This is a genomic window from Aeromonas sp. QDB31 (assembly GCF_027707605.1).
Taxonomy (GTDB): Bacteria; Pseudomonadota; Gammaproteobacteria; order Enterobacterales; family Aeromonadaceae; genus Aeromonas; species Aeromonas media.
This window is the reverse complement of sequence record NZ_JAPCIX010000001.1, coordinates 85,493-104,167: the sequence shown is the minus strand read 5'-3', so window position 1 is coordinate 104,167 and position 18,675 is coordinate 85,493. Positions and strand designations below refer to the sequence as shown.

The window sequence follows — 18,675 nt, the reverse complement described above, 5'->3', positions numbered from 1 at the left end:
GCGCCTCTTTTTTCCTGCTCGCCATGCTGCCATCGTATGGTGCAGTGCCTTTGCCAATCTCTGCCTCTGTGAGTGAGATGCCATGACTCGACGACTCCCCCTGCTCGCCCTGCCCCTGCTGCTGACCGCCTGTGCCACCCCGCCGCAGAGCGAGGTGCCCCGGACCCTCTATCACTACCAGCTTGGCGAGGGGATGGACGACAGGCCCCTCAGCTTCGCCCAGGTGGTGGACAGGGTCAGGGATGCCGACATAGTGCTGGTGGGCGAGCTCCACAGCCACCCGGCCGTGCACCTGTTGCAGGCAAACCTGCTGGCGGAGCTTGCAGGCATGTCGCGCGTCGATGGCCGGGCCCTCGTGCTCTCCATGGAGCAGTTCACCCGCGCCGAGCAACCCGTGCTGGATGCCTACCTGGCCGGGCGCATCGGCGAATCCACGCTGATCCGGGACGGCCATGCCTGGCCGAACTACCCGAGCGACTACCGCCCCCTGGTGGAATTTGCCAAGGCGCAGCAGCTGACGGTGATCGCCGCCAATGCTCCCAAGCCGCTGGTAAGCTGTGTCGGTCAGGAAGGCCCGGAGTGGCTCGACAAGCTGCCTGCCAGCCGCCGCAGCCAGCTCGCCCGCGAGCTCACCCTGGGGGATGACGGCTACCGCCAGAAGTTCATGGCCTCCATGCATCATGGGGATGCGGACGGCAATGCCCGCCGCTTCGCCGCCCAGACCAGCTGGGACGACACCATGGCCGAGAGCATGGTCGATTATCTCGAGCAGCATCCCGGCCGGCGCATCATGCACATCGCTGGCAACTTCCACGTGGAGGGGGGACTGGGTATCGCGAGCCGCATCGCCAGCCGCAATCCGGCGCTGAGAGTCGCCCTGGTGGTGCCTGAAACTGGCTCCCAAGATGGCAAGGCCGTCCCCGGACGGAGTGCCGACGTGCGGGTGCACATAGCCCCCCTGCCGGAACGCTGGCTAAATGCAGCGGAAATGAAGCAAGATATGGGCGCGCTGCATCAATCCCGCAGCCGTGACTGCAGCCAGTGGCTGCAACCCTAATCTTCCAGGATACGGCGGGTAAAATATGGACGTGTTACTGATCATCGATGTGCAGCAAGGGGTCATGAAAGCGACCCATCACCAACAGCCACAGGTACTGGCCAACATCAACCGGGCCGCTGCCCACGTCAGACAGCAACATGGCCGGGTCATCTACATCCAGCATGACGACTTGCCAGGGGGCGAGCTGGAGCCCGGTACCCCGGGCTGGCAACTGCACCCGGCCCTGCAACCCGCCAAGGGGGATAGCCGGGTACGCAAGACGGCGTGCGACAGCTTCCTCGAGACCGAGCTGGCCTTCCTGTTGGCCGAGCAGTCCGTCGACAGGCTGATCCTCTGTGGCAGCAACACCGATTTTTGCGTCGATACCACGGTACGCAGCGCCGCGGCCCATGGCTTTGAGGTACTGGTGTTGCAGGATGGTCACACCACAGCGGATCGTCCCCACCTGAGCGCCGAGCAGATCATCGAGCACCACAACTGGATGTGGCGGCATCTGGACCTGCCCGAGGGCAGACGCATAACCCTGCTCACCACGGATCAGCTGCTCGAGGCGGCTCAACCCGCGCTGGCGTGCTAATCTGCCCGCCTTGAAGTGATCACCTGATTGGAGTCTTGCGTGCGTCTATTCTCTGCCGTTGCCCTTGTGCTGTTGTTACCGGCGATCACGGCCTGCTCCGGAATGCCGGGCACCACGCCCGACGGCCCGGCCCCCCTGTTTCATACCAACATCAACGAAGAGGGGAGCAAGCGCTTCACCTTTGAAGCCGCGCCCCTCGACGTCCTGCCGAGTCGGTTGCAGGAGGATGACAGCCGGCTGAGCCGCAACAGCAAGAGCCTGCTGGAGCGCCGCGAGGCCCTGCAGGATGAGCAACTGACCGAGACGCTGGCGGCGCGCAACTATTGCCGCACCGGCTACATAGTCCTCAGCCAGACCTCCTGGAAGATCCGGGGGGAGTGCAACGAGACCGCCACCCAGGCCGATCGCGACGCCTTCCCCAACAAGGCCTCCTGGCAGGAGTGATCCCGATTGGGGGACAGGTAACAAAACGGGCAGCCCAGGCTGCCCGTTTTTCATCTCATGACCCCGCACCTCAGACAGGTGCGTCCGTCTCGCTGGTCAACTCGGCGCCGTTGTCGACGCGCTTGTGCCCTTCCACCAGATGGACGAAATCCACCAACTCGTCACCGGAGACCCGGAACGCCTGGCCGAAGCCTTTGACGAACAGACCCTGCTCGGGCTTGAGGCGAAACAGCACGAAGTCCTTGAGGTTGGAGAGCCCTTTGACGATGTCGCCGAAACGCCCCTCCAGCGCCGCTATCGCCTTGCCCCAGCGCTCGTCATCCCGCGCCACTACCTCGGCTACGGCATCAAAGGTGAGTCGCTTGCGGGCGAACAGTTCGCGGGCGCCGGTCTCGTCCTCGATCAGCATCAGGGAGACCTTGGGCACCTGTTGCAGGTTGCGGGCATGGCGGGCTATCTCGGAGATCAGCACATAGTAGCCATCTTCCTGCAGCACGAAGGGGGCGTAGCTGGCATTGGGGTTGCCTTCGCCATCCACGGTCGCGAGCTGCAGGGTGCGGCAACCGTCACGAAATTCGCGGATCTCCGGTTGCAGACGGTTCTGCAGACGCTCCTGACGTTCACTCATGCTTTCACTTCCTCTTGATACTGGTGGCGCAGGGCCTTGAAACGCTCCACCTGATCAGGCAGCAGCTGACGCTGCTCGTCACGGCCCAGGTAGATCTTGAAAATGCAGCGACCGCTGTGGCCGAAGAACTGGAAGGAGTGCCCCTCCTTGCCCATGAACAGCTTGCTGACCAGGGCAATGCCGACCACGTTGTCGAGCTTGAGGTGGCCATGCATCTCGCCGTCCCGACCCATCAGGTTGTAGTAGCCACGGGCCGTCTTGCCCTTGGGGAAGGGGGCCTTCACCTCGAAGATGGAGCCGTCGGACTCCACAATGGTGGTCACCTGACCCCAACTGGCCAGATCCACCAGCAGGGCTTCGGCCTGATCGCTCGGCACCAGCGTCATCAGCTCGGCGGGCAGGTGGCGCACCACCTCCCACTCGCTGACGGCCAGCTCGGTGGCGATGCTGGAAGGATGGGCGCTGGGATCTTGTTCCAGCAGCGCATGAATGCGTTGTGCAATGCTCATCGGTTCTCCCTGGATGATCTGGCGATAGTACTCGGTCTCGCGGCGGATACTGTAATAAAGCGGCCCCCTTAACGCAATTGATAATCGCTTTCATTATCAGTGCATTTTTTTCACGAGCTTGATATTCTCGGCGGCAATCCCACTCTCATACACCCTTCGGAGGTTCGCATGGGCCGTCGTTTTGCCCTCGCACTCAGCCTGCTCGGCTGTTCAGCCCTTTCCCTGCCTGCTGCCGCGCAGGAACGTATCGTCAGCATAGGCCCGGCCACCACAGAACTCATTATGGCCCTGGGGGGCGAGCAGAGCCTGATTGCCACCGACGTCAGCAGCCCTGAACCCAAGGGGCTGCCGAGAGTCGGCTACCACCGCGCCCTGGCTGCCGAAGGGATACTGAGTCTGGCCCCGACCCGACTGGTCGGCAGCGACGAGATGGGGCCACCACCGGCTCTGGAACAGCTGCGCCGGGCCGGCGTCGAGGTTACTGTACTGCCGACGGCCCCTACTCTGGCCAACCTCAACGAGCGGATCGACGTCCTGGCCGGCTTGCTGGGCAATCAGGCCGCCGGCACCAGGCTGAAGGCCGAGATCGCCGTCCAGAGCGACCAACTGGCGGCCCAGGCGAAACAGAACAAGTCCCTCAGGGTCGCCTTCCTGCTGCTGCACAAGGGCCAGCCCACCAGCATAGCCGGCGGCAATACCACCGCCAGCGCCCTGGTGACCCTGGCCGGCGGCATCAACCCGGTCGCCCGCTTGCACGACTACAAGCCCGTCTCCACCGAATCCCTGATCGAACTGCAACCGGATCTGGTGCTGGTGAGCGGTCGTGACTGGCAGCAATACCAGAGCGTCGACAGCGTGCTGGCCCAGGTGCCGGCCCTGGCCGCCACGCCGGCAGGCAAGAACAGGGCCATCCACACCATCGACGGTCACGCCCTGCAAGGGGGGCTCAGCCTGAGATCCTTGCAGCAGGCCAACCAGATAGCCCAGTGGATCAAGCAGGGTTCATGATGCGTCTGCCGCTGCCCTGGCTGCTCGCGCTCACCGGCTGCACGCTCGCCCTGCTGCTGGTCGGCTCCCTCGCCACCGGCCCCATGTCGCTCTCCTTCGCCGAGAGTCTGCAGGCCCTGTTTGCTGGCAAAGAGAGCGGGATAGAAGCACACAAGCTGCTAATAGTGCAGGAGATCCGCCTACCACGCACCCTGCTGTGCATCGCCGTGGGGGGCATTCTCGGCATCTGTGGCGCCGTGATGCAGGGGCTGTTTCGCAATCCCCTGGCCGACCCCGGCATCATAGGGGTCTCCGGCGGTGCGGCGCTGGGCGCCGCCCTGGCCATAGTGCTGCTGGCCCCCCTCGGCCAGCAGTTGCAGAGCCTGCTCGGCCTCGGTCTGCTGCCCCTGCTCGCCTTCCTCGGCGGGGCACTCACCACCACCCTTGTCTACTTGCTGGGCACCCGTGAGGGGGGCACCTCGGTCACCGTCATGCTGCTGGCGGGCGTTGCCATCACGGCGCTGTCAGGGGCCGTGATCGGGCTCCTCACCTACCTTGCTGACGATCAGATGCTGCGCAACCTGAGCCTGTGGCAGATGGGCTCCCTGGCCGCCGGCAAGCCGGTGGACGTGGGGCTGGCGCTGCTGACCCTAGTCTCCCTGCTGTGGCTCTTCATGCGCGATGCCAACCCCCTCAACGCCCTGCTGCTGGGCGAAGGTGAGGCCCGTCATCTGGGGGTCAATGTGCAATGCCTCAAGCGGCGTCTCATCCTGCTCACTGCCGCCGGGGTCGGCGTGGCGGTGGCGGTGGCCGGCATGATCGGCTTCGTCGGCCTGGTGGTGCCCCACCTGGTGAGGCTGCTGGCCGGACCTAATCATGTCAGGCTGCTGCCGCTCAGTGCCCTGCTCGGCGCAGCCCTGCTGCTCGGGGCCGACATGCTGGCCCGCACCCTGCTGGCACCGGCCGAGATGCCGGTGGGCATCATCACCGCCCTGCTGGGTGCCCCCTTCTTCATCTGGCTCTTGATCAAGAGTCGCCGGACGCTGTAACAGGAGAACGCCACCTTGCCAGGATCCCCCCCCCTGCTTGTCTGCCGGGAGCTCAGCCTCCACCTGGGCAACCGCCTCATTCTGAACCGCCTGGATCTCGAGCTGCAGGCCGGCAGTCTGACCGCCCTGCTCGGCCCGAATGGCGCCGGAAAAAGCTCGCTGCTCAAATGCCTGACCGGCGAGCTGGCACATGAGGGAACCATCGCCCTGTTCGGCCAGAAACGCCAGGAGTGGGCCGGCAACGCGCTGGCCCACAGGCTCGGGGTGCTGCCGCAAAGCTCGTCCCTGAGTTTCCCTTTCCTGTGCGAAGAGGTGGTGGCCATGGGCCGGCTGCCCCACAGCGAGCCCGCCAGCCGACGCGACCAGATTGTGCGTGCCGCCATGACCCACGCCGGGGTGGATCACCTGACGGGCCGCCTCTACCCCGGCCTCTCCGGCGGGGAGCGCCAGCGGGTGCAGTTCGCCCGGGTGCTGGCCCAGATCTGGCAGGCCCCGGACGAACCGCAGCAAGCGCGGCTGCTGCTGCTCGACGAACCCACCTCGGCCCTCGACCTCAAGTACCAGCACCAGCTGCTCACCATGGCCCGCGCCCTGGCCGGTCGCAACACCGCCGTGCTGGTGGTGCTGCACGACCTCAATCTGGCGGCCCGTTACGCCGATCGGCTGGTGATGCTGGAGCGCGGTCGCCTGATGGCGGACGGCCCCCCGGCCGAGGTGCTCACCCCGGCGCTCATCGCTCGGCTCTACGACTACCCGGCCGAGGTGATCCACCACCCCGAGACCGGACAACCCATGGTGGTGTGATGCCGTTCATCCACCATCCCGAGACGGGGCAGTCCGCCATGGCGGTGTGATGGCGGGCGCATCGCCCTCTCAGTCCACGACCATCCCGTACCAGCCATCCACCACCCCGACATGGAACAACCCATGGTGGTGTGATTGGCCGGCATATTGGTGAGATTCAGAAACAAACAGAGCGCCCTCGGGCGCTCTGTTTGTTTTTGTCTGCGGGATTGGTCAGGCGATCTGGTAGCGGCCCGGCTTGTGATTGAGTGTCAACACCAGGTTACAGATGATGGCGGCCACCACGGAGAGTACCAGCAGCCAGGGAGAGACCACGAAGAAGGAGGCGACGACGATGGCGCAATCCAGTCCCATCTGCAGCTTGCCTGCCCGGATGCCGAACCTGTCCTGGATGAAGAGCGCCAGGATATTGAAGCCACCCAGGCTCGCCTTGTGGCGGAACATGATGAGCAGCCCCATGCCGATCAGGGTGCCACCGATCAAAGCCGCATAGACGGGCTCTATCTTGCCTATCTGCAGCACGGCGTTGAGGTGATCCGTCATGAAGGAGACGGTGGCCACGGCGGCGAAGGTGTTGAGGGTGAAGCGCGACCCCATCCTGAGCCAGGCCAGGGCGTAGAACGGCAGGTTCATGGTGAAGAACAGCAGGCCGAAGCTCAGGCCTGTGACCTGCTGCAACAGCAGCGCCAATCCGGCGGTGCCGCCGGTGAGCAGACCGACCTGATGAAACAGGAAGATGCCGAGGGAAACGAAGCCTGCCGCGGTCAGCAGGGCGAGCACATCCTCATAGAGCGGATGGGCCGAACGGGGAGTGTTGTCCATAACCTTATGTCCAGTAGCGAAGTGAAAAGAGTGTCTGAGGCCCGATGACGGGCGCGAGCCCCGTGAGTCGGGACTTCGTTATGGTCACAGTGTCCATTTTGAGTGACCCGGATCACAAGTACGGGATCGCATGCGCCGAAATGGTGCGCGTCAGCGCTGCGTTACAACCCTTGCACCAAAATATGTCATGCCCTCTCCCCTCCCAGCCTGAAGATAACCTGAAAAACCCAGGGTATCTCGCTGTCAGCGAGTCAGAATCGTTCTAAAATGACTCCCTTGCCACTGGCTGCGGAGCGACAGCAGATGAGAGTCAGCGTATTTGGAATAGGTTATGTGGGACTGGTTCAGGCCGCCGTACTGGCCGAGATGGGCCACAGGGTGACCTGTGTGGATGTGGACGCAGCCAAAGTCGAGCGGCTGAGAGAGGGTATCATCCCCATCTTCGAGCCCGGCCTCGCCCCCCTGGTACAGACCAACCACCAGGCAGGCCGTCTGCTGTTCACCACGGATGTGGCCGAGGGGGTGGGTTTTGCCGAACTCATCTTCATCGCGGTCGGCACCCCGCCGGATGAAGATGGCTCGGCCGATCTCAAGCACGTGCTGGCGGTGGCCGGCACCATAGGCCGGCTGATGCAGGGCGGCAAGGTGGTGGTCAACAAGAGCACAGTGCCGGTCGGCACCGCCAACCGGGTGCACCAGCATATCGCCTCCATCCTTGCAGAGCGCGGGGTCGACCTCCCCCTCGAGGTGGTCTCCAACCCGGAGTTTCTCAAGGAGGGGGCCGCAGTGGCCGACTGCCTGCGGCCGGATCGCATCATCATCGGTACCGGTTCGGCCCACGCCATGTCTCTGCTTGAGGAGCTCTATGCCCCCTTCAACCGTAATCGGGATCGCATCATCCAGATGGACGCCCGCAGCGCCGAGCTGACCAAGTATGCCGCCAACGCCATGCTGGCCACCAAGATCTCCTTCATGAACGAGATGGCCACCCTGGCGGAGAAGCTCGGCGCCGACATCGAAGAAGTACGCAAGGGCATAGGCGCCGACCCGCGCATCGGCCACCACTTCATCTATCCCGGCTGCGGCTATGGCGGCTCCTGCTTCCCCAAGGACGTCAAGGCGCTGATCCACACTGCCAGCGAGGCAGGCTGCGATGCCCCCCTGCTGCATGCGGTGGAACGGGTCAACGACGGCCAGAAGCACAAGCTCATGGCCCGCCTGCAGCAGCACTTCGGCAGCGATCTGACGGGACGGACCTTCGCCCTCTGGGGCCTGGCCTTCAAGCCCAACACCGACGACATGCGCGAGGCACCGAGCCGGGTGCTGATGGAGGCGATCTGGGCCGCTGGCGGCAAGGTGCAGGCGTTCGATCCCGAGGCAATGACCGAGGCCCAGCGTCTCTATGGCCTGCGGGACGATCTGACTCTGTGCGGTACTCAGGAAGCGGCCCTCAAGGGAGCCGACGCCCTGCTCATCTGCACCGAATGGCAGCAGTTCCGCGCCCCGGACTTCGAGCTGATACAGCGTACCTTGAAACAGGCCGTCATCATCGACGGTCGCAACCTCTATGATCCGGCCCGCCTGCACCAGCGCGGCTTTACCTACTACGCCATCGGCCGGGGCGACAGCCTGGCCACCGGACTGCACAAGGAGCAACGGCAATGAAATATCTGGTCACCGGTGCCACCGGATTCATCGGCTTCCATGTGGTGCAGAGGCTCTGCCACGACGGTCATCAGGTGGTCGGCATCGACAATCTCAACGACTACTACGAGGTCAGCCTGAAGGAGGCGCGCCTCGCACGGCTCAGCCCCCTGCCCGGCTTTCGCTTCGAGCGGATGGACCTCGCCGACCGGGTCGCCATGGCGGCGCTGTTTGCCCGGGAGCAGTTCGAGCGGGTGATCCATCTGGGAGCCCAGGCCGGGGTACGCTATTCACTGGACAACCCCTTTGCCTATGCCGACAGCAATCTCACTGGCACCCTGACCGTGCTGGAGGGGTGTCGCCATCACGGGGTCAAGCACCTAGTCTACGCCTCCTCCAGCTCGGTGTACGGCCTGAACGAGCAGATGCCGTTCAAGACCTCGGACGGGGTGGATCACCCTGTCTCCCTCTACGCGGCGAGCAAGAAGGCCAACGAGCTGATGGCCCACTCCTACTCCCACCTCTACGGCCTGCCCACCACGGGCCTGCGCTTCTTCACCGTCTATGGCCCCTGGGGTCGCCCCGACATGGCGCTGTTCAAGTTCGTGCGCGCCATCCTCGCGGGGGAGCCCATCGATATCTACAACCAGGGCCAGCTCAGCCGGGACTTCACCCATGTCGACGACATCGTGGAGGGGATAGTGCGGGTCGCGGATCGGCCGCCGGTCGGCGACCCGAACTGGCGGGGGCAGACCGACGCCAGCCCGGCGCCTTATCGCCTCTACAACATCGGCAACGGCAGCCCGGTGCGGCTGCTGGACTTCGTGGAGGCCATCGAGACGGCGCTCGGCAAGCCGGCGATCCGCAACCTGCTGCCCATGCAGCCCGGCGACGTGCTCGCCACCTGGGCCGACACCGAGGCGCTGTTCGAGGCGACCGGTTATAAACCCAAGATGGCGCTGCAAGAAGGCGTCGAAAGCTTCGTCGACTGGTACAAGACCTACTATCGGGTCTGACCCCGTTTCCTGAGATGAAAAGGGGCTGCCAGTGGCAGCCCCTTTTGCTGTGTCCGGCCTCAGGGGCCCGGGGTATAACGGAAAGGTTCGAGCCGGGGAGTCAACCCCTGGCATGCCGGCTTGAGGGCATCCACGCCAGCCAGCAGCCAGTCGGTGCGATGGCGGTTGCCGAGGTTTTCCATCTTCTCTGGCTCGAAACACAGCACCATCAGATCCGCGCTGCCCAGCACATGGCGCCTGGGCGCGGCCGCCACCCAGGCCGCCGCCTCGCGGGCCTGTTCCCCGTCCCCCAGCAGGTAAGGATAATGGCGCACGGGTTGTAGAGCGAACAGCAGATGCTGTTCCTTGAAGCCGGCCAGCAACAGCTCGTCGCCCACAGGCACCTGCTGCGCCGCCAGCGCCATCACCCCCTCCGGGGTGCGCATGTCGTTGAGCTTCACGCAGATCCAGCTGGAGTAGAACAGCCAGCCCACCGCAAGCGAGCAGAGGATGGCACTGAGCGGCGCCCGGCGCAGCAAGGCGTTGAGCAGCAGCAACGCCGCCCCCATCGCCAGTAGGGGCAGCCAGGGCGCCGGGCCCAGATCCCCCAGCTTGCTCGCCAGCTTGGCGCTGAATGCCAGCGCCCCCGCCCCGCCCAAACAGATGATCCCCAACAGCCAGCCGAGCCCGCCCAGCAGGCGAGCGGGCCAGACCCGCGCCAGCAGCTCGGCGACGAAGGGAGCCGTCAGCAGGGCCAGCGCCGGCGTGCCCGGCGTGACGTAGACGCCGCGCTTGCCCGGCGATACCGAGAAGAAGACGATCACCAGCACCAGGTAGCCGAGTAGCAGGATGATCCGCTTGTCCTGCCCCTGGATGGCCTTGCGCCACGCCACCACCAGCCAGGGCAGCAGCAGGGAGACCGGCAGCCAGAACGGCGGGATCACCGAGGTGAGGTAGTACCAGAACGGTTTGACGTGATGCCAGGCGTTGGTATAGCGGGTCACCGTCTGGCGCAGCAGTATGTTGTCCCGGTAGGCCTGCAGCACGGGATCCCCGCTCTGGGCCACGGCGAGCAACATGGGCACCAGCCACAGGCCGATGGCCAGCAGCATGAACAGCGGCCCCGTCAGCCCCTTGAGCCAGTCGCTCCTGGAGGCGGCACGGATCTTCTCGCGGTGGGTCCAGATCGCAGGGATCAGGATTAGCAAGGCCAGCAGCCCCACCCCCTTGGTGATGATGCCAAGCCCGGCGGCGAACCAGCCGAGCCAGTACCAGCGCCAGCCGCCACCGCAGAGCAGGAAGCAGACGAAGCCGTAGACGCCGAGGGTGATGAAGAAGGTGACCAGCGCATCGATCTGCGCCGTCTTGGCCTGCAGGGTGAACTGGACGGTAAACAGCAGCAACAGCCCTGCCAGGAAGCCCACCGAGGGGTTCCACAGGCGGCGGCCCATGTCCCACACCAGCGTGATGGTCAGCAGACCCGCCAGCAGGGAGGGCAGCAGAAACGCCACCTTGATGGAACCGGTCAGCAGATACCCCAGTGCTATCCCCCACATAAACATGGGGGGTTTGTCCGGGTAGATCTCGCCACCGCGCATGGGGAAGAGCCATTGCCCGCTCTCCACCATCTCCTTGGCGATCAGGGCGAAGCGCGGCTCGTCGGCGGGCCAGGGATCCCGCAGCCCGAGGCCTGCACCCAGCACCACCAACGCGATCAGCAGCAGCCAGCCGAGAGATCTTTGATTGAGCAGGAAACGGTCATTTACCATGACGAGCCTCATAGTCGTTGACGACTTTGTCCCGCTTCCAGCCTCTGTGCTGGATATCCAGATAGAGGCTGTAGAGCGCGGTAAAGGTGGGGAAGAGGTTCTGCAACACGCCAACCGAGTCCTGTTTGGGCGAGAAGACGAAGTAGCTCAGGGTCATCAGGCTGCCGAGCACGCTCATGTACCAGAACAGGCGCGGGATCACCGGCTTGCCGGCGCGCTTGGAGGCGACGAACTGCACCAGCCAGCGGCCGCCGAACATCAGCGCCCCCGTGTAGCCGATGATCTTCCAGCCCGTCACATGCAGGCCAGTCCAGTCGAACCAGGTCAGCTCCATGGAGAGCAGGGCATCGATCATCGCCATCCTCCCAGGTGCAACCCGCCGACATGCAGGGCAAGCTCATCCCGGTCCAGCCAGATCGACGGCAACGAAAGCAGGATCTCCATCACTCCAATGTCTCCCTGATCTCGACCACCTTGGAGCGGCGCTGCAACCACCAGACGCCGACCACGTCCACCAACCCGACCCAGAGCCGGTTCCAGACGCCATATTTGGAGACACCCGCCTGCCTGGGTCTGTGGTTGACCGGCCAGGGGGACATACGGCCACCCTGGGCCTGGATCAGGGCCGGGATGTAGCGGTGCATATGGTTGAAGCCGGGCAGGCGCAGATACCAGTCACGGCGCACCACCTTGAGGCCGCAGCCGGTATCCGGGATGCCATCCCGCAGCAGCAGATCGCGAAAACCGTTCGCGAGTTTGGACGAGAGGCGCTTCACCCAGTCATCGCGCCGATTGACGCGATGGCCGATGAGCCCGACCTGGCTCTTGTCCGCCGCGAAACGGAGCTTGGCCTCCTCCAGCATGGCGGGAATATCGGCCGGATCGTTCTGACCATCGCCATCCAGCACCACCAGCCAGTCACCGCGGCCGTGGCGCACGCCACTCAGTACCGCCATGCTCTGGCCGACGGCCCTCGCATGACGCACCACCTGCAGCGCGGGGAATTGCGCCTTCAGACCGCAGAGCAGGGCGTAGCTGTCATCCTCGCTGCCATCGTCCACATAGATCAGCTCGTAGCTGTATTTCCCCGCCAACGCGGCATCGATCTCGCCGATGAGGGGGGCCAGATTGTCCCGCTCATCCTTGGCGGGCACCACGACAGAGACCTCGATTGAATCAACCATATGCGCTTCCCAATCATGACGAAGGATGCAATCGGTTCGACTGCGCCCCCATTTCTATTTTATCGACAAGGTGACTAACATCATGCAAATACAAGGCGTTAGGCAGCAAGATCGGCAGTCTATTGCCACAAAAATAATAAATCTATCAATTTGAGTTGTGCCATGGAGAAAGGGTCGCGAAGTGCAGCCACCTGGCGTTCGTCGCCAGAGTCTTTTCCTTCTCTGCCAAAAGTTCCATACCGTTTTCATCTCTGATGGCCGAACACATAACCAGATGTTCCATCTCCTGGCTGGCAACCCCCCCATATCGCACCTATATCTTGCGGATACGAAAGACGAGGTATCCATCATGCAGAGACTCTGCACCTGGAGCTGGGGACTCCTGCTACTGCTTGTCACACCATCCTCCCATGCCGATGCCTTTCGCCAGGCCCCGAAGGCGATGAGTGCCCTGCGTCAGGGCGCCGCCATGGAACAAGGCAACCCGAGGCAGGCCATCGCCCACTACTGCACCGCAGCCAACCTTGGTAACCCGGAGGCCTATTATCGCATCGGCCGCCTGCTGGCTCGCGGGCCTCAGGGGATCCGCAGCGCCCGCCACGCCAACGCCTACCTCGCCATGGCCATGCGCCTCGGCAATCAGCAAGCGGCTCGCTACTACAACGAGCGGGTAGGCAATGCCCCCCTTGGCACTTGCGGTATCGGCGGGGGTGGAGGAGGCACCCCCTGGGTGCGCCCCAGCACGCCCTTCGATCAGGATAGCTATCTGGCCCGGCAATCCCGTACCAAGCAGAAGCTGGCCGTCATGATCCGCCAGGCTGCCCACCGTCACAAGGTCGACCCCCAGCTGGCGCTCGCCATCGCCATCGCCGAGTCGAATCTCAACAGCACCGCCGTCTCCCCCAAGCAGGCGCAAGGGGTCATGCAGCTGATTCCCGAAACCCAGGTACGCTTCGGCGTGACCCGCCCCTTCGATGCACAGCAGAACATCCGCGGTGCCATGATCTACTTGAAGTGGCTGGAGAAACAGTTTGGCACTGACTGGGTCAGGATCAGTGCCGCCTACAACGCCGGTGAGCAGGCCGTGATCCGTTATGGCGGCGTACCGCCCTACCAGGAGACCCAGGAGTATGTACAACGGGTGCTCTACTACTCGGGGCAGGACCCGACCAAGGTGATCAAACGGCCACGCTGACGGCTGGCATAAGCAAGCAGAACCCATGGCGCCTCACGGTAACGTGATGAATCCTATCGAGCCAGGCTTAAGGAAGTCTTAAGCCCGCACACCGCGGAATCTGGCCAACCGTTTGTCCTGTGGCGCTCCCTCTTATCTCCCCTCTTCTTTCCCCTCTGCCGAAAGGACTCTCTGCACAACATGTCCCCGGTTGTCTACTTTGCCGCCCTCTTCCCATTGGTTTACAATCGACGGGTTTTTTGGAACCGGGTCGGCCCCTGCCGACCAGGCCCCACCACGACGTCAGTTTGTTAATGCAAAGACATTAAACTGCTGAAAAGGAAGAGAATTAGCCAATGGCTCAATTTATTTACACCATGAACAGGGTCGGCAAGGTCGTGCCGCCCAAGCGTCATATCCTCAAGAACATCTCCCTCTCCTTCTTCCCGGGCGCCAAGATAGGCGTACTGGGTCTGAACGGCGCCGGTAAATCCACCCTGCTGCGCATCATGGCGGGGATCGACACCGAGATCGAAGGGGAAGCCCGTCCGCAACCCGGCATCAAGATCGGCTACCTGCCCCAGGAGCCGAAGCTGGATCCGGAGCAGACAGTCCGCGAGGCGGTGGAAGAGGCGGTCGGCGAGGTGAAACGCGCCATGGCTCGCCTGGATGAGGTCTATGCGGCCTACGCCGACCCGGATGCAGATTTTGACAAGCTGGCCCGCGAACAGGGCGAGCTGGAAGCCATCATCGCCGCCCAGGGTGGTCACAACATGGAGAACCAGCTGGAGCGCGCGGCCGACGCCCTGCGCCTGCCGGCCTGGGACGCCCAGATCAAGCACCTCTCCGGGGGTGAGCGCCGCCGGGTAGCCCTGTGCCGTCTGCTGCTGGAAAAGCCGGACATGCTGCTGCTGGACGAACCGACCAACCACCTGGATGCGGAATCCGTGGCCTGGCTGGAGCGCTTCCTGCACGACTACGAGGGCACTGTCGTCGCCATTACCCACGACCGTTACTTCCTCGACAACGTGGCGGGCTGGATCCTGGAGCTGGACCGCGGCGAGGGTATCCCCTGGGAAGGCAACTACTCCTCCTGGCTGGAGCAGAAGGACGCCCGTCTGGCTCAGGAAGCCAGTTCCGAAGCGGCCCGTCGCAAGTCCATCGAGAAGGAACTGGAGTGGGTTCGCCAGAACCCGAAAGGCCGTCAGGCCAAGTCCAAGGCCCGTATGGCTCGCTTCGAGGAGCTCAACACCAACGACTACCAGAAGCGCAACGAGACCAACGAGCTGTTCATTCCGCCCGGACCGCGCCTCGGCGACAAGGTGGTGGAAGTGGCGAACCTCTGCAAGTCCTACGGTGACCGCCAGCTGATCGACGATCTCTCCTTCTCCATTCCGAAGGGGGCCATCGTCGGCATCATCGGTCCGAACGGTGCCGGTAAATCGACCCTGTTCCGCATGATGTCGGGTCAGGAGCAGCCGGACTCCGGTTCCATCACCCTGGGTGAGACCGTGGTGCTGGCCTCGGTGGACCAGTTCCGCGACAGCATGAACGACAAGAAGACGGTGTTCGAGGAAGTCGCCGACGGCCAGGACATCCTGCGCATCGGCAACTACGAGTTCCCGAGCCGCGCCTACATCGGCCGCTTCAACTTCAAGGGCGCCGATCAGCAGAAGCGGGTTGGCGAGCTGTCCGGTGGTGAACGCGGCCGTCTGCACCTGGCCAAGCTGCTGCAGACCGGCGGCAACGTGCTGCTCTTGGATGAACCGACCAACGATCTGGACATCGAAACCCTGCGCGCCCTCGAGAACGCCCTGCTGGAGTTCCCGGGTTGCGCCATGGTCATCTCCCACGACCGCTGGTTCCTCGACCGCATCGCCACCCACATCCTGGACTACCAGGACGAGGGCAAGATCGCCTTCTTCGAGGGCAACTTCACCGAATACGAAGAGTGGAAGAAGAAGACCTACGGCGCCGAGGCCATCCAGCCGCACCGCGCCAAGTACAAGCGCATCGCCAAGTAACAGGGCAAACAAGTGCGGCTTCTGTATCAGCCGCACCGTTCCCATCACGACAAGCGCATCGCCAAGTAAACCGGTACATGCCACAAGGGGAGCCCAGGCTCCCCTTTCTTGTGCCCGATCGCTTACAATCCAAGACGGATACCTTATGCATGGATGTAGCAAGATGACGACCCAGCCCACAGAGAAGAAACTGACCATCCAGATCCGGGTCGAGCCCGGCTGCCTCGGGCCGGATGGCAAGGCGCACATCGAGACCTTCTGCACCGCCGCCGCCAAGATCTTCGCCGCCGTGGAGCCCGAGCTGGTGAACTGGACCCTACTGCCCCGCTATGACAAGCAGTTGCCGGAGCAGGAGTTTTTCATCGACGGCCGCAAGCTGACCGAGGAGCAGGCCAGCCTGTTTCTGCGCCGCCTGGGGCGGGAGCTGGGGGAAGTGCAGGAGACCCTCGACTCCGTGCTGGCCCAACTGGTGGAGCGCTACTTCAAGACCCTCTGATGGGCAGCTGCCCGCGCAAAAGGTTCTCCAGCGAGAACCTTTTTTATTTTCGGCAGGGCAAACGTTTGAATTTTTGCTCTATTCATTGATCCGCCTCGCAGATCCGGGGTTTGTAAACGTCGCCGCCTGTGTAAAAATGTGCGCGCTGTCACGGTATCAGGACGAGTCTGGTCGCTCAGTCGCCAGAAACAGGGCAACCCAGCCCCCATGGATGGAGTTGACTGTTCGCCTGCTGCTTATTTCACGTCACCCATTGGAATCCAACATGAATCAACCACACAACGCCACAGAGCAGGCAGCCAATCCGGCCGCCGGGCAAGGATTGCTCGAGCGCCTGTTTGCCCTGAAAGGCCATGGCACCACGGCCCGTACCGAGGTCATCGCCGGCATCACCACCTTCCTGACCATGGTCTACATAGTGTTCGTCAATCCGCAGATCCTCTCTGCGGCGGGCATGGACACCCAGGCAGTGTTCGTCACTACCTGCCTCATCGCCGGCATCGGCAGCATCCTGATGGGTCTGCTCGCCAACCTGCCCATCGCCCTGGCTCCAGCCATGGGGCTGAATGCCTTCTTCGCCTTCGTGGTAGTGGCCGGCATGGGTTATTCCTGGCAGGTCGGCATGGGCACCATCTTCTGGGGCGCCCTGGGTCTGCTGATCCTCACCCTGCTGCGGGTACGCTACTGGCTGATTGCCAACATCCCCCTCACCCTGCGGGTCGGCATCACGGCCGGCATAGGCCTGCTCATCGCCCTGCTCGGCCTGCACAACGCCGGCATCGTAGTGGCGAGCCCCGCCACCATGGTGACCGTGGGCAACCTCACCTCCCTGCCCTGCCTGCTGGGGCTGCTCGGCTTCTTCCTTATCTGCATCTTCTCCGCCCGCGGCGTGCACTCCGCCGTACTGATCGCCATTGTGGTCACCACCACCCTGGGCTGGCTGTTTGGCGATGTGACCTTCAAGGGCTTCGTCTCTGTGCCGCCGAGCATCACCCCCGTCTTCGGTCAGCTGGACCTGATGGGGTCTCTGGACATAAGCCTGGCCGGGATCATCTTCTCCTTCATGCTGGTCAACCTGTTCGACTCTTCCGGCACCCTGATCGGCGTCACCAACCGCGCCAAGCTGGCCGATGATCGCGGTCACTTCCCGCGTATGAAGCAGGCGCTGGTAGTGGACAGCGTGAGCTCGGTCGGCGGCGCCTTCATGGGCACCTCCTCCGTGACGGCGTACATCGAGAGCAGCTCAGGGGTGGCCGTCGGCGGTCGTACCGGCCTCACCGCCATCGTGGTCGGCGTGTTGTTCCTGCTGGCGATCTTCTTCTCCCCGGTCGCCGCCATGGTGCCCGCGTACGCTGCTGCGGGCGCCCTTATCTACGTGGGCGTGCTGATGTGCTCCGAGCTGACCCGGGTCAAGTGGGAAGACCTGACCGAAGCGGTACCGGCCTTCATGACCGCAGTGATGATGCCGTTCAGCTTCTCCATCACCGAGGGGATAGCCGTGGGCTTCATCTCCTACTGCGTGATGAAGGCGGGCACCGGCCGCTGGCGCGAGATCAACCCCTGCGTGCTGGTGGTAGCCCTGCTGTTCGTGCTCAAGTTCGTCTGGGTCGACAGCCACTAACCCCGGCTTTCGCATACAAAAATGCCCGTCATCGACGGGCATTTTTTTATGGCTGACAAAGGGCAAGGTTCAACGGATGCCGCGGGCCTCGCGGATCCACTCCCAGGCCTGCTGGATCTCCTGAGTCTTCTCCTTGGCCATCTCCATCATCTCGGGCGGCAACCCCTTGGCGGCCAGCTTGTCCGGGTGATGCTTGCTCATCTCCTTGCGATAGGCGCGCTTGATATCCTGATCGCTGTCGCTCTCGCTCACCCCCAGCAGCTGGTAGGCATCCTTGAGGCGATCCTGGGAGGGGGCCTCCTGCCGGTATTGCTGCCCTTGTCCACCCTGCTGCTGGCGGTGGAAGAAGTTCATCTGCGCCTCCGCCATCGCCAGGATCCGCGCCAGCTCGATGCGGCTGAAGCCGAGCTCGTCCGCTATGGTCTGCAGGATGGCGCGCTCGTTGGCCTCCACCTTGCCATCGGCAAAGGCTGCCTGCAGCTGCACCTCAAGGAAGAAGCGCAGGATGTCGCGCTGCCCCAGGCTCGCCTGGCGAAACTCCGCCAGGGTTTCGCGCAGCGGGAAGTCGTTCTCCTTGCCCTGGCGGAACGACTCCTGAGCCCGCACCCGCTGCTCGCCGGAGAGTCGCATCCTGTCCATCAGGCTGGAGGCGACCCGGATCTCGTGCTCGGTGACCTGACCGCTCGCCTTGGCGATGTGGCCCATGACGGCGAAGGTGGCGTGGAAGAAGACCGCCTGCTGTTGCTGGCTGGGAGCTCGCTGGAATGCCCCCCGAATGCCCATGCCCCGATCGAAGCGGTGGCCAATCCAGAGGCCAAGCAGGGCGCCGAAGATGTTGCCGAGCAGAAAACCGAAGAAGGCGCCAAGCACCTTACCCCAAATACGCAT

19 protein-coding genes are annotated in these 18,675 nt (G+C 63.6%); 12 read left to right on the top strand and 7 right to left on the bottom strand.

Annotated elements, in window-relative coordinates; all coding sequences use genetic code 11:
* Positions 1-82 precede the first annotated feature (82 nt).
* The 3 genes from PG898_RS00475 to PG898_RS00465 are packed head-to-tail and all read left to right on the top strand — an operon-like array spanning position 83 to position 2,081.
* Positions 83-1,057, top strand: a complete 975-nt coding sequence (locus tag PG898_RS00475) for a ChaN family lipoprotein (RefSeq protein ID WP_270823259.1) — start codon at positions 83-85, stop codon at positions 1,055-1,057.
* 25 nt (positions 1,058-1,082) lie between these two features.
* Positions 1,083-1,637 (top strand): cysteine hydrolase family protein, encoded by a 555-nt coding sequence (locus PG898_RS00470; protein WP_171272507.1) that lies wholly within the window; start codon positions 1,083-1,085, stop codon positions 1,635-1,637.
* A 39-nt stretch (positions 1,638-1,676) separates the two neighbouring features.
* A complete protein-coding gene (locus PG898_RS00465; RefSeq protein WP_025328092.1) occupies positions 1,677-2,081 on the top strand; it encodes a hypothetical protein in 405 nt (134 codons plus the stop codon).
* 70 nt (positions 2,082-2,151) lie between these two features.
* On the opposite strand, the gene hutZ is transcribed toward PG898_RS00465, so the two are convergent.
* The gene (gene hutZ, locus PG898_RS00460) at positions 2,152-2,709 is read right to left on the bottom strand and encodes a heme utilization protein HutZ (RefSeq protein WP_005329149.1); all 558 of its coding nucleotides are present in this window, start codon (positions 2,707-2,709) and stop codon (positions 2,152-2,154) included.
* Positions 2,706-3,218 (bottom strand): heme utilization cystosolic carrier protein HutX, encoded by a 513-nt coding sequence (gene hutX, locus PG898_RS00455; RefSeq protein WP_218409657.1) that lies wholly within the window; start codon positions 3,216-3,218, stop codon positions 2,706-2,708. Before hutX ends, hutZ begins: the two co-directional genes overlap by 4 nt.
* A 168-nt stretch (positions 3,219-3,386) precedes the next feature.
* On the opposite strand from hutX, the gene PG898_RS00450 reads away from it, so the two are divergent.
* From PG898_RS00450 to PG898_RS00440, 3 genes are read left to right on the top strand one after another with little or no spacing between them, the layout of a single operon-like run.
* Complete coding sequence (locus PG898_RS00450; protein WP_218409656.1) at positions 3,387-4,226, top strand: heme/hemin ABC transporter substrate-binding protein; 840 nt, start codon at positions 3,387-3,389, stop codon at positions 4,224-4,226.
* On the top strand, positions 4,223-5,254 hold the full coding sequence (locus tag PG898_RS00445) for a FecCD family ABC transporter permease (RefSeq protein ID WP_171272510.1): 1,032 nt from the start codon (positions 4,223-4,225) through the stop codon (positions 5,252-5,254). Before PG898_RS00450 ends, PG898_RS00445 begins: the two co-directional genes overlap by 4 nt.
* A gap of 15 nt (positions 5,255-5,269) precedes the next feature.
* Entirely contained in the window at positions 5,270-6,058 is a 789-nt protein-coding gene (locus PG898_RS00440; RefSeq protein ID WP_270823255.1) for a heme ABC transporter ATP-binding protein, read from the top strand.
* A gap of 213 nt (positions 6,059-6,271) precedes the next feature.
* On the opposite strand, the gene PG898_RS00435 is transcribed toward PG898_RS00440, so the two are convergent.
* Entirely contained in the window at positions 6,272-6,880 is a 609-nt protein-coding gene (locus PG898_RS00435; protein WP_270823254.1) for a YitT family protein, read from the bottom strand.
* A gap of 303 nt (positions 6,881-7,183) precedes the next feature.
* Between PG898_RS00435 and PG898_RS00430 the strand changes: the two genes are divergently transcribed.
* A complete protein-coding gene (locus tag PG898_RS00430; protein ID WP_171272513.1) occupies positions 7,184-8,545 on the top strand; it encodes a UDP-glucose dehydrogenase family protein in 1,362 nt (453 codons plus the stop codon).
* Complete coding sequence (locus PG898_RS00425) at positions 8,542-9,540, top strand: NAD-dependent epimerase (RefSeq protein ID WP_226170158.1); 999 nt, start codon at positions 8,542-8,544, stop codon at positions 9,538-9,540. Before PG898_RS00430 ends, PG898_RS00425 begins: the two co-directional genes overlap by 4 nt.
* A gap of 59 nt (positions 9,541-9,599) precedes the next feature.
* Here the strand turns inward: PG898_RS00425 and PG898_RS00420 are convergent, their stop codons facing one another.
* The 3 genes from PG898_RS00420 to PG898_RS00410 form a co-directional block, all read right to left on the bottom strand.
* Complete coding sequence (locus tag PG898_RS00420) at positions 9,600-11,288, bottom strand: ArnT family glycosyltransferase (RefSeq protein WP_270823252.1); 1,689 nt, start codon at positions 11,286-11,288, stop codon at positions 9,600-9,602.
* Entirely contained in the window at positions 11,278-11,643 is a 366-nt protein-coding gene (locus PG898_RS00415; RefSeq protein WP_041206328.1) for a lipid-A-disaccharide synthase N-terminal domain-containing protein, read from the bottom strand. The genes PG898_RS00420 and PG898_RS00415 overlap by 11 nt, the downstream gene beginning before the upstream one ends.
* Before the next feature lie 88 nt (positions 11,644-11,731).
* Positions 11,732-12,472, bottom strand: coding sequence for a glycosyltransferase family 2 protein (locus PG898_RS00410; RefSeq protein ID WP_270823251.1), 741 nt, complete (start codon positions 12,470-12,472; stop codon positions 11,732-11,734).
* A gap of 349 nt (positions 12,473-12,821) precedes the next feature.
* On the opposite strand from PG898_RS00410, the gene PG898_RS00405 reads away from it, so the two are divergent.
* From PG898_RS00405 to PG898_RS00390, 4 genes are all read left to right on the top strand, one after another.
* A complete protein-coding gene (locus PG898_RS00405; protein WP_270823249.1) occupies positions 12,822-13,667 on the top strand; it encodes a lytic transglycosylase domain-containing protein in 846 nt (281 codons plus the stop codon).
* 335 nt (positions 13,668-14,002) lie between these two features.
* Positions 14,003-15,670, top strand: a complete 1,668-nt coding sequence (gene ettA / locus PG898_RS00400) for an energy-dependent translational throttle protein EttA (protein WP_270823248.1) — start codon at positions 14,003-14,005, stop codon at positions 15,668-15,670.
* Positions 15,671-15,833: 163 nt separating this feature from the next.
* Positions 15,834-16,166, top strand: a complete 333-nt coding sequence (locus tag PG898_RS00395; protein ID WP_017410319.1) for a hypothetical protein — start codon at positions 15,834-15,836, stop codon at positions 16,164-16,166.
* A 265-nt stretch (positions 16,167-16,431) separates the two neighbouring features.
* Positions 16,432-17,787: an NCS2 family permease gene (locus PG898_RS00390; RefSeq protein ID WP_041206332.1), complete on the top strand. Its 1,356-nt coding sequence runs from the start codon at positions 16,432-16,434 to the stop codon at positions 17,785-17,787.
* 69 nt (positions 17,788-17,856) lie between these two features.
* Here the strand turns inward: PG898_RS00390 and djlA are convergent, their stop codons facing one another.
* Complete coding sequence (gene djlA, locus PG898_RS00385) at positions 17,857-18,675, bottom strand: co-chaperone DjlA (RefSeq protein WP_005327208.1); 819 nt, start codon at positions 18,673-18,675, stop codon at positions 17,857-17,859.

Bases quoted from the DNA above. Each gene is read 5' to 3' on its own strand.
- PG898_RS00475 (WP_270823259.1), top strand. From the start codon at position 83: ATGACTCGACGACTCCCCCTGCTCGCCCTGCCCCTGCTGCTGACCGCC.
- PG898_RS00470 (WP_171272507.1), top strand. From the start codon at position 1,083: ATGGACGTGTTACTGATCATCGATGTGCAGCAAGGGGTCATGAAAGCG.
- hutZ (WP_005329149.1), bottom strand. From the start codon at position 2,709: ATGAGTGAACGTCAGGAGCGTCTGCAGAACCGTCTGCAACCGGAGATC.
- hutX (WP_218409657.1), bottom strand. From the start codon at position 3,218: ATGAGCATTGCACAACGCATTCATGCGCTGCTGGAACAAGATCCCAGC.
- PG898_RS00450 (WP_218409656.1), top strand. From the start codon at position 3,387: ATGGGCCGTCGTTTTGCCCTCGCACTCAGCCTGCTCGGCTGTTCAGCC.
- PG898_RS00445 (WP_171272510.1), top strand. From the start codon at position 4,223: ATGATGCGTCTGCCGCTGCCCTGGCTGCTCGCGCTCACCGGCTGCACG.
- PG898_RS00435 (WP_270823254.1), bottom strand. From the start codon at position 6,880: ATGGACAACACTCCCCGTTCGGCCCATCCGCTCTATGAGGATGTGCTC.
- PG898_RS00430 (WP_171272513.1), top strand. From the start codon at position 7,184: ATGAGAGTCAGCGTATTTGGAATAGGTTATGTGGGACTGGTTCAGGCC.
- PG898_RS00425 (WP_226170158.1), top strand. From the start codon at position 8,542: ATGAAATATCTGGTCACCGGTGCCACCGGATTCATCGGCTTCCATGTG.
- PG898_RS00420 (WP_270823252.1), bottom strand. From the start codon at position 11,288: ATGGTAAATGACCGTTTCCTGCTCAATCAAAGATCTCTCGGCTGGCTG.
- PG898_RS00415 (WP_041206328.1), bottom strand. From the start codon at position 11,643: ATGATCGATGCCCTGCTCTCCATGGAGCTGACCTGGTTCGACTGGACT.
- PG898_RS00410 (WP_270823251.1), bottom strand. From the start codon at position 12,472: ATGGTTGATTCAATCGAGGTCTCTGTCGTGGTGCCCGCCAAGGATGAG.
- PG898_RS00405 (WP_270823249.1), top strand. From the start codon at position 12,822: ATGCAGAGACTCTGCACCTGGAGCTGGGGACTCCTGCTACTGCTTGTC.
- ettA (WP_270823248.1), top strand. From the start codon at position 14,003: ATGGCTCAATTTATTTACACCATGAACAGGGTCGGCAAGGTCGTGCCG.
- PG898_RS00395 (WP_017410319.1), top strand. From the start codon at position 15,834: ATGACGACCCAGCCCACAGAGAAGAAACTGACCATCCAGATCCGGGTC.
- PG898_RS00390 (WP_041206332.1), top strand. From the start codon at position 16,432: ATGAATCAACCACACAACGCCACAGAGCAGGCAGCCAATCCGGCCGCC.
- djlA (WP_005327208.1), bottom strand. From the start codon at position 18,675: ATGCGTATTTGGGGTAAGGTGCTTGGCGCCTTCTTCGGTTTTCTGCTC.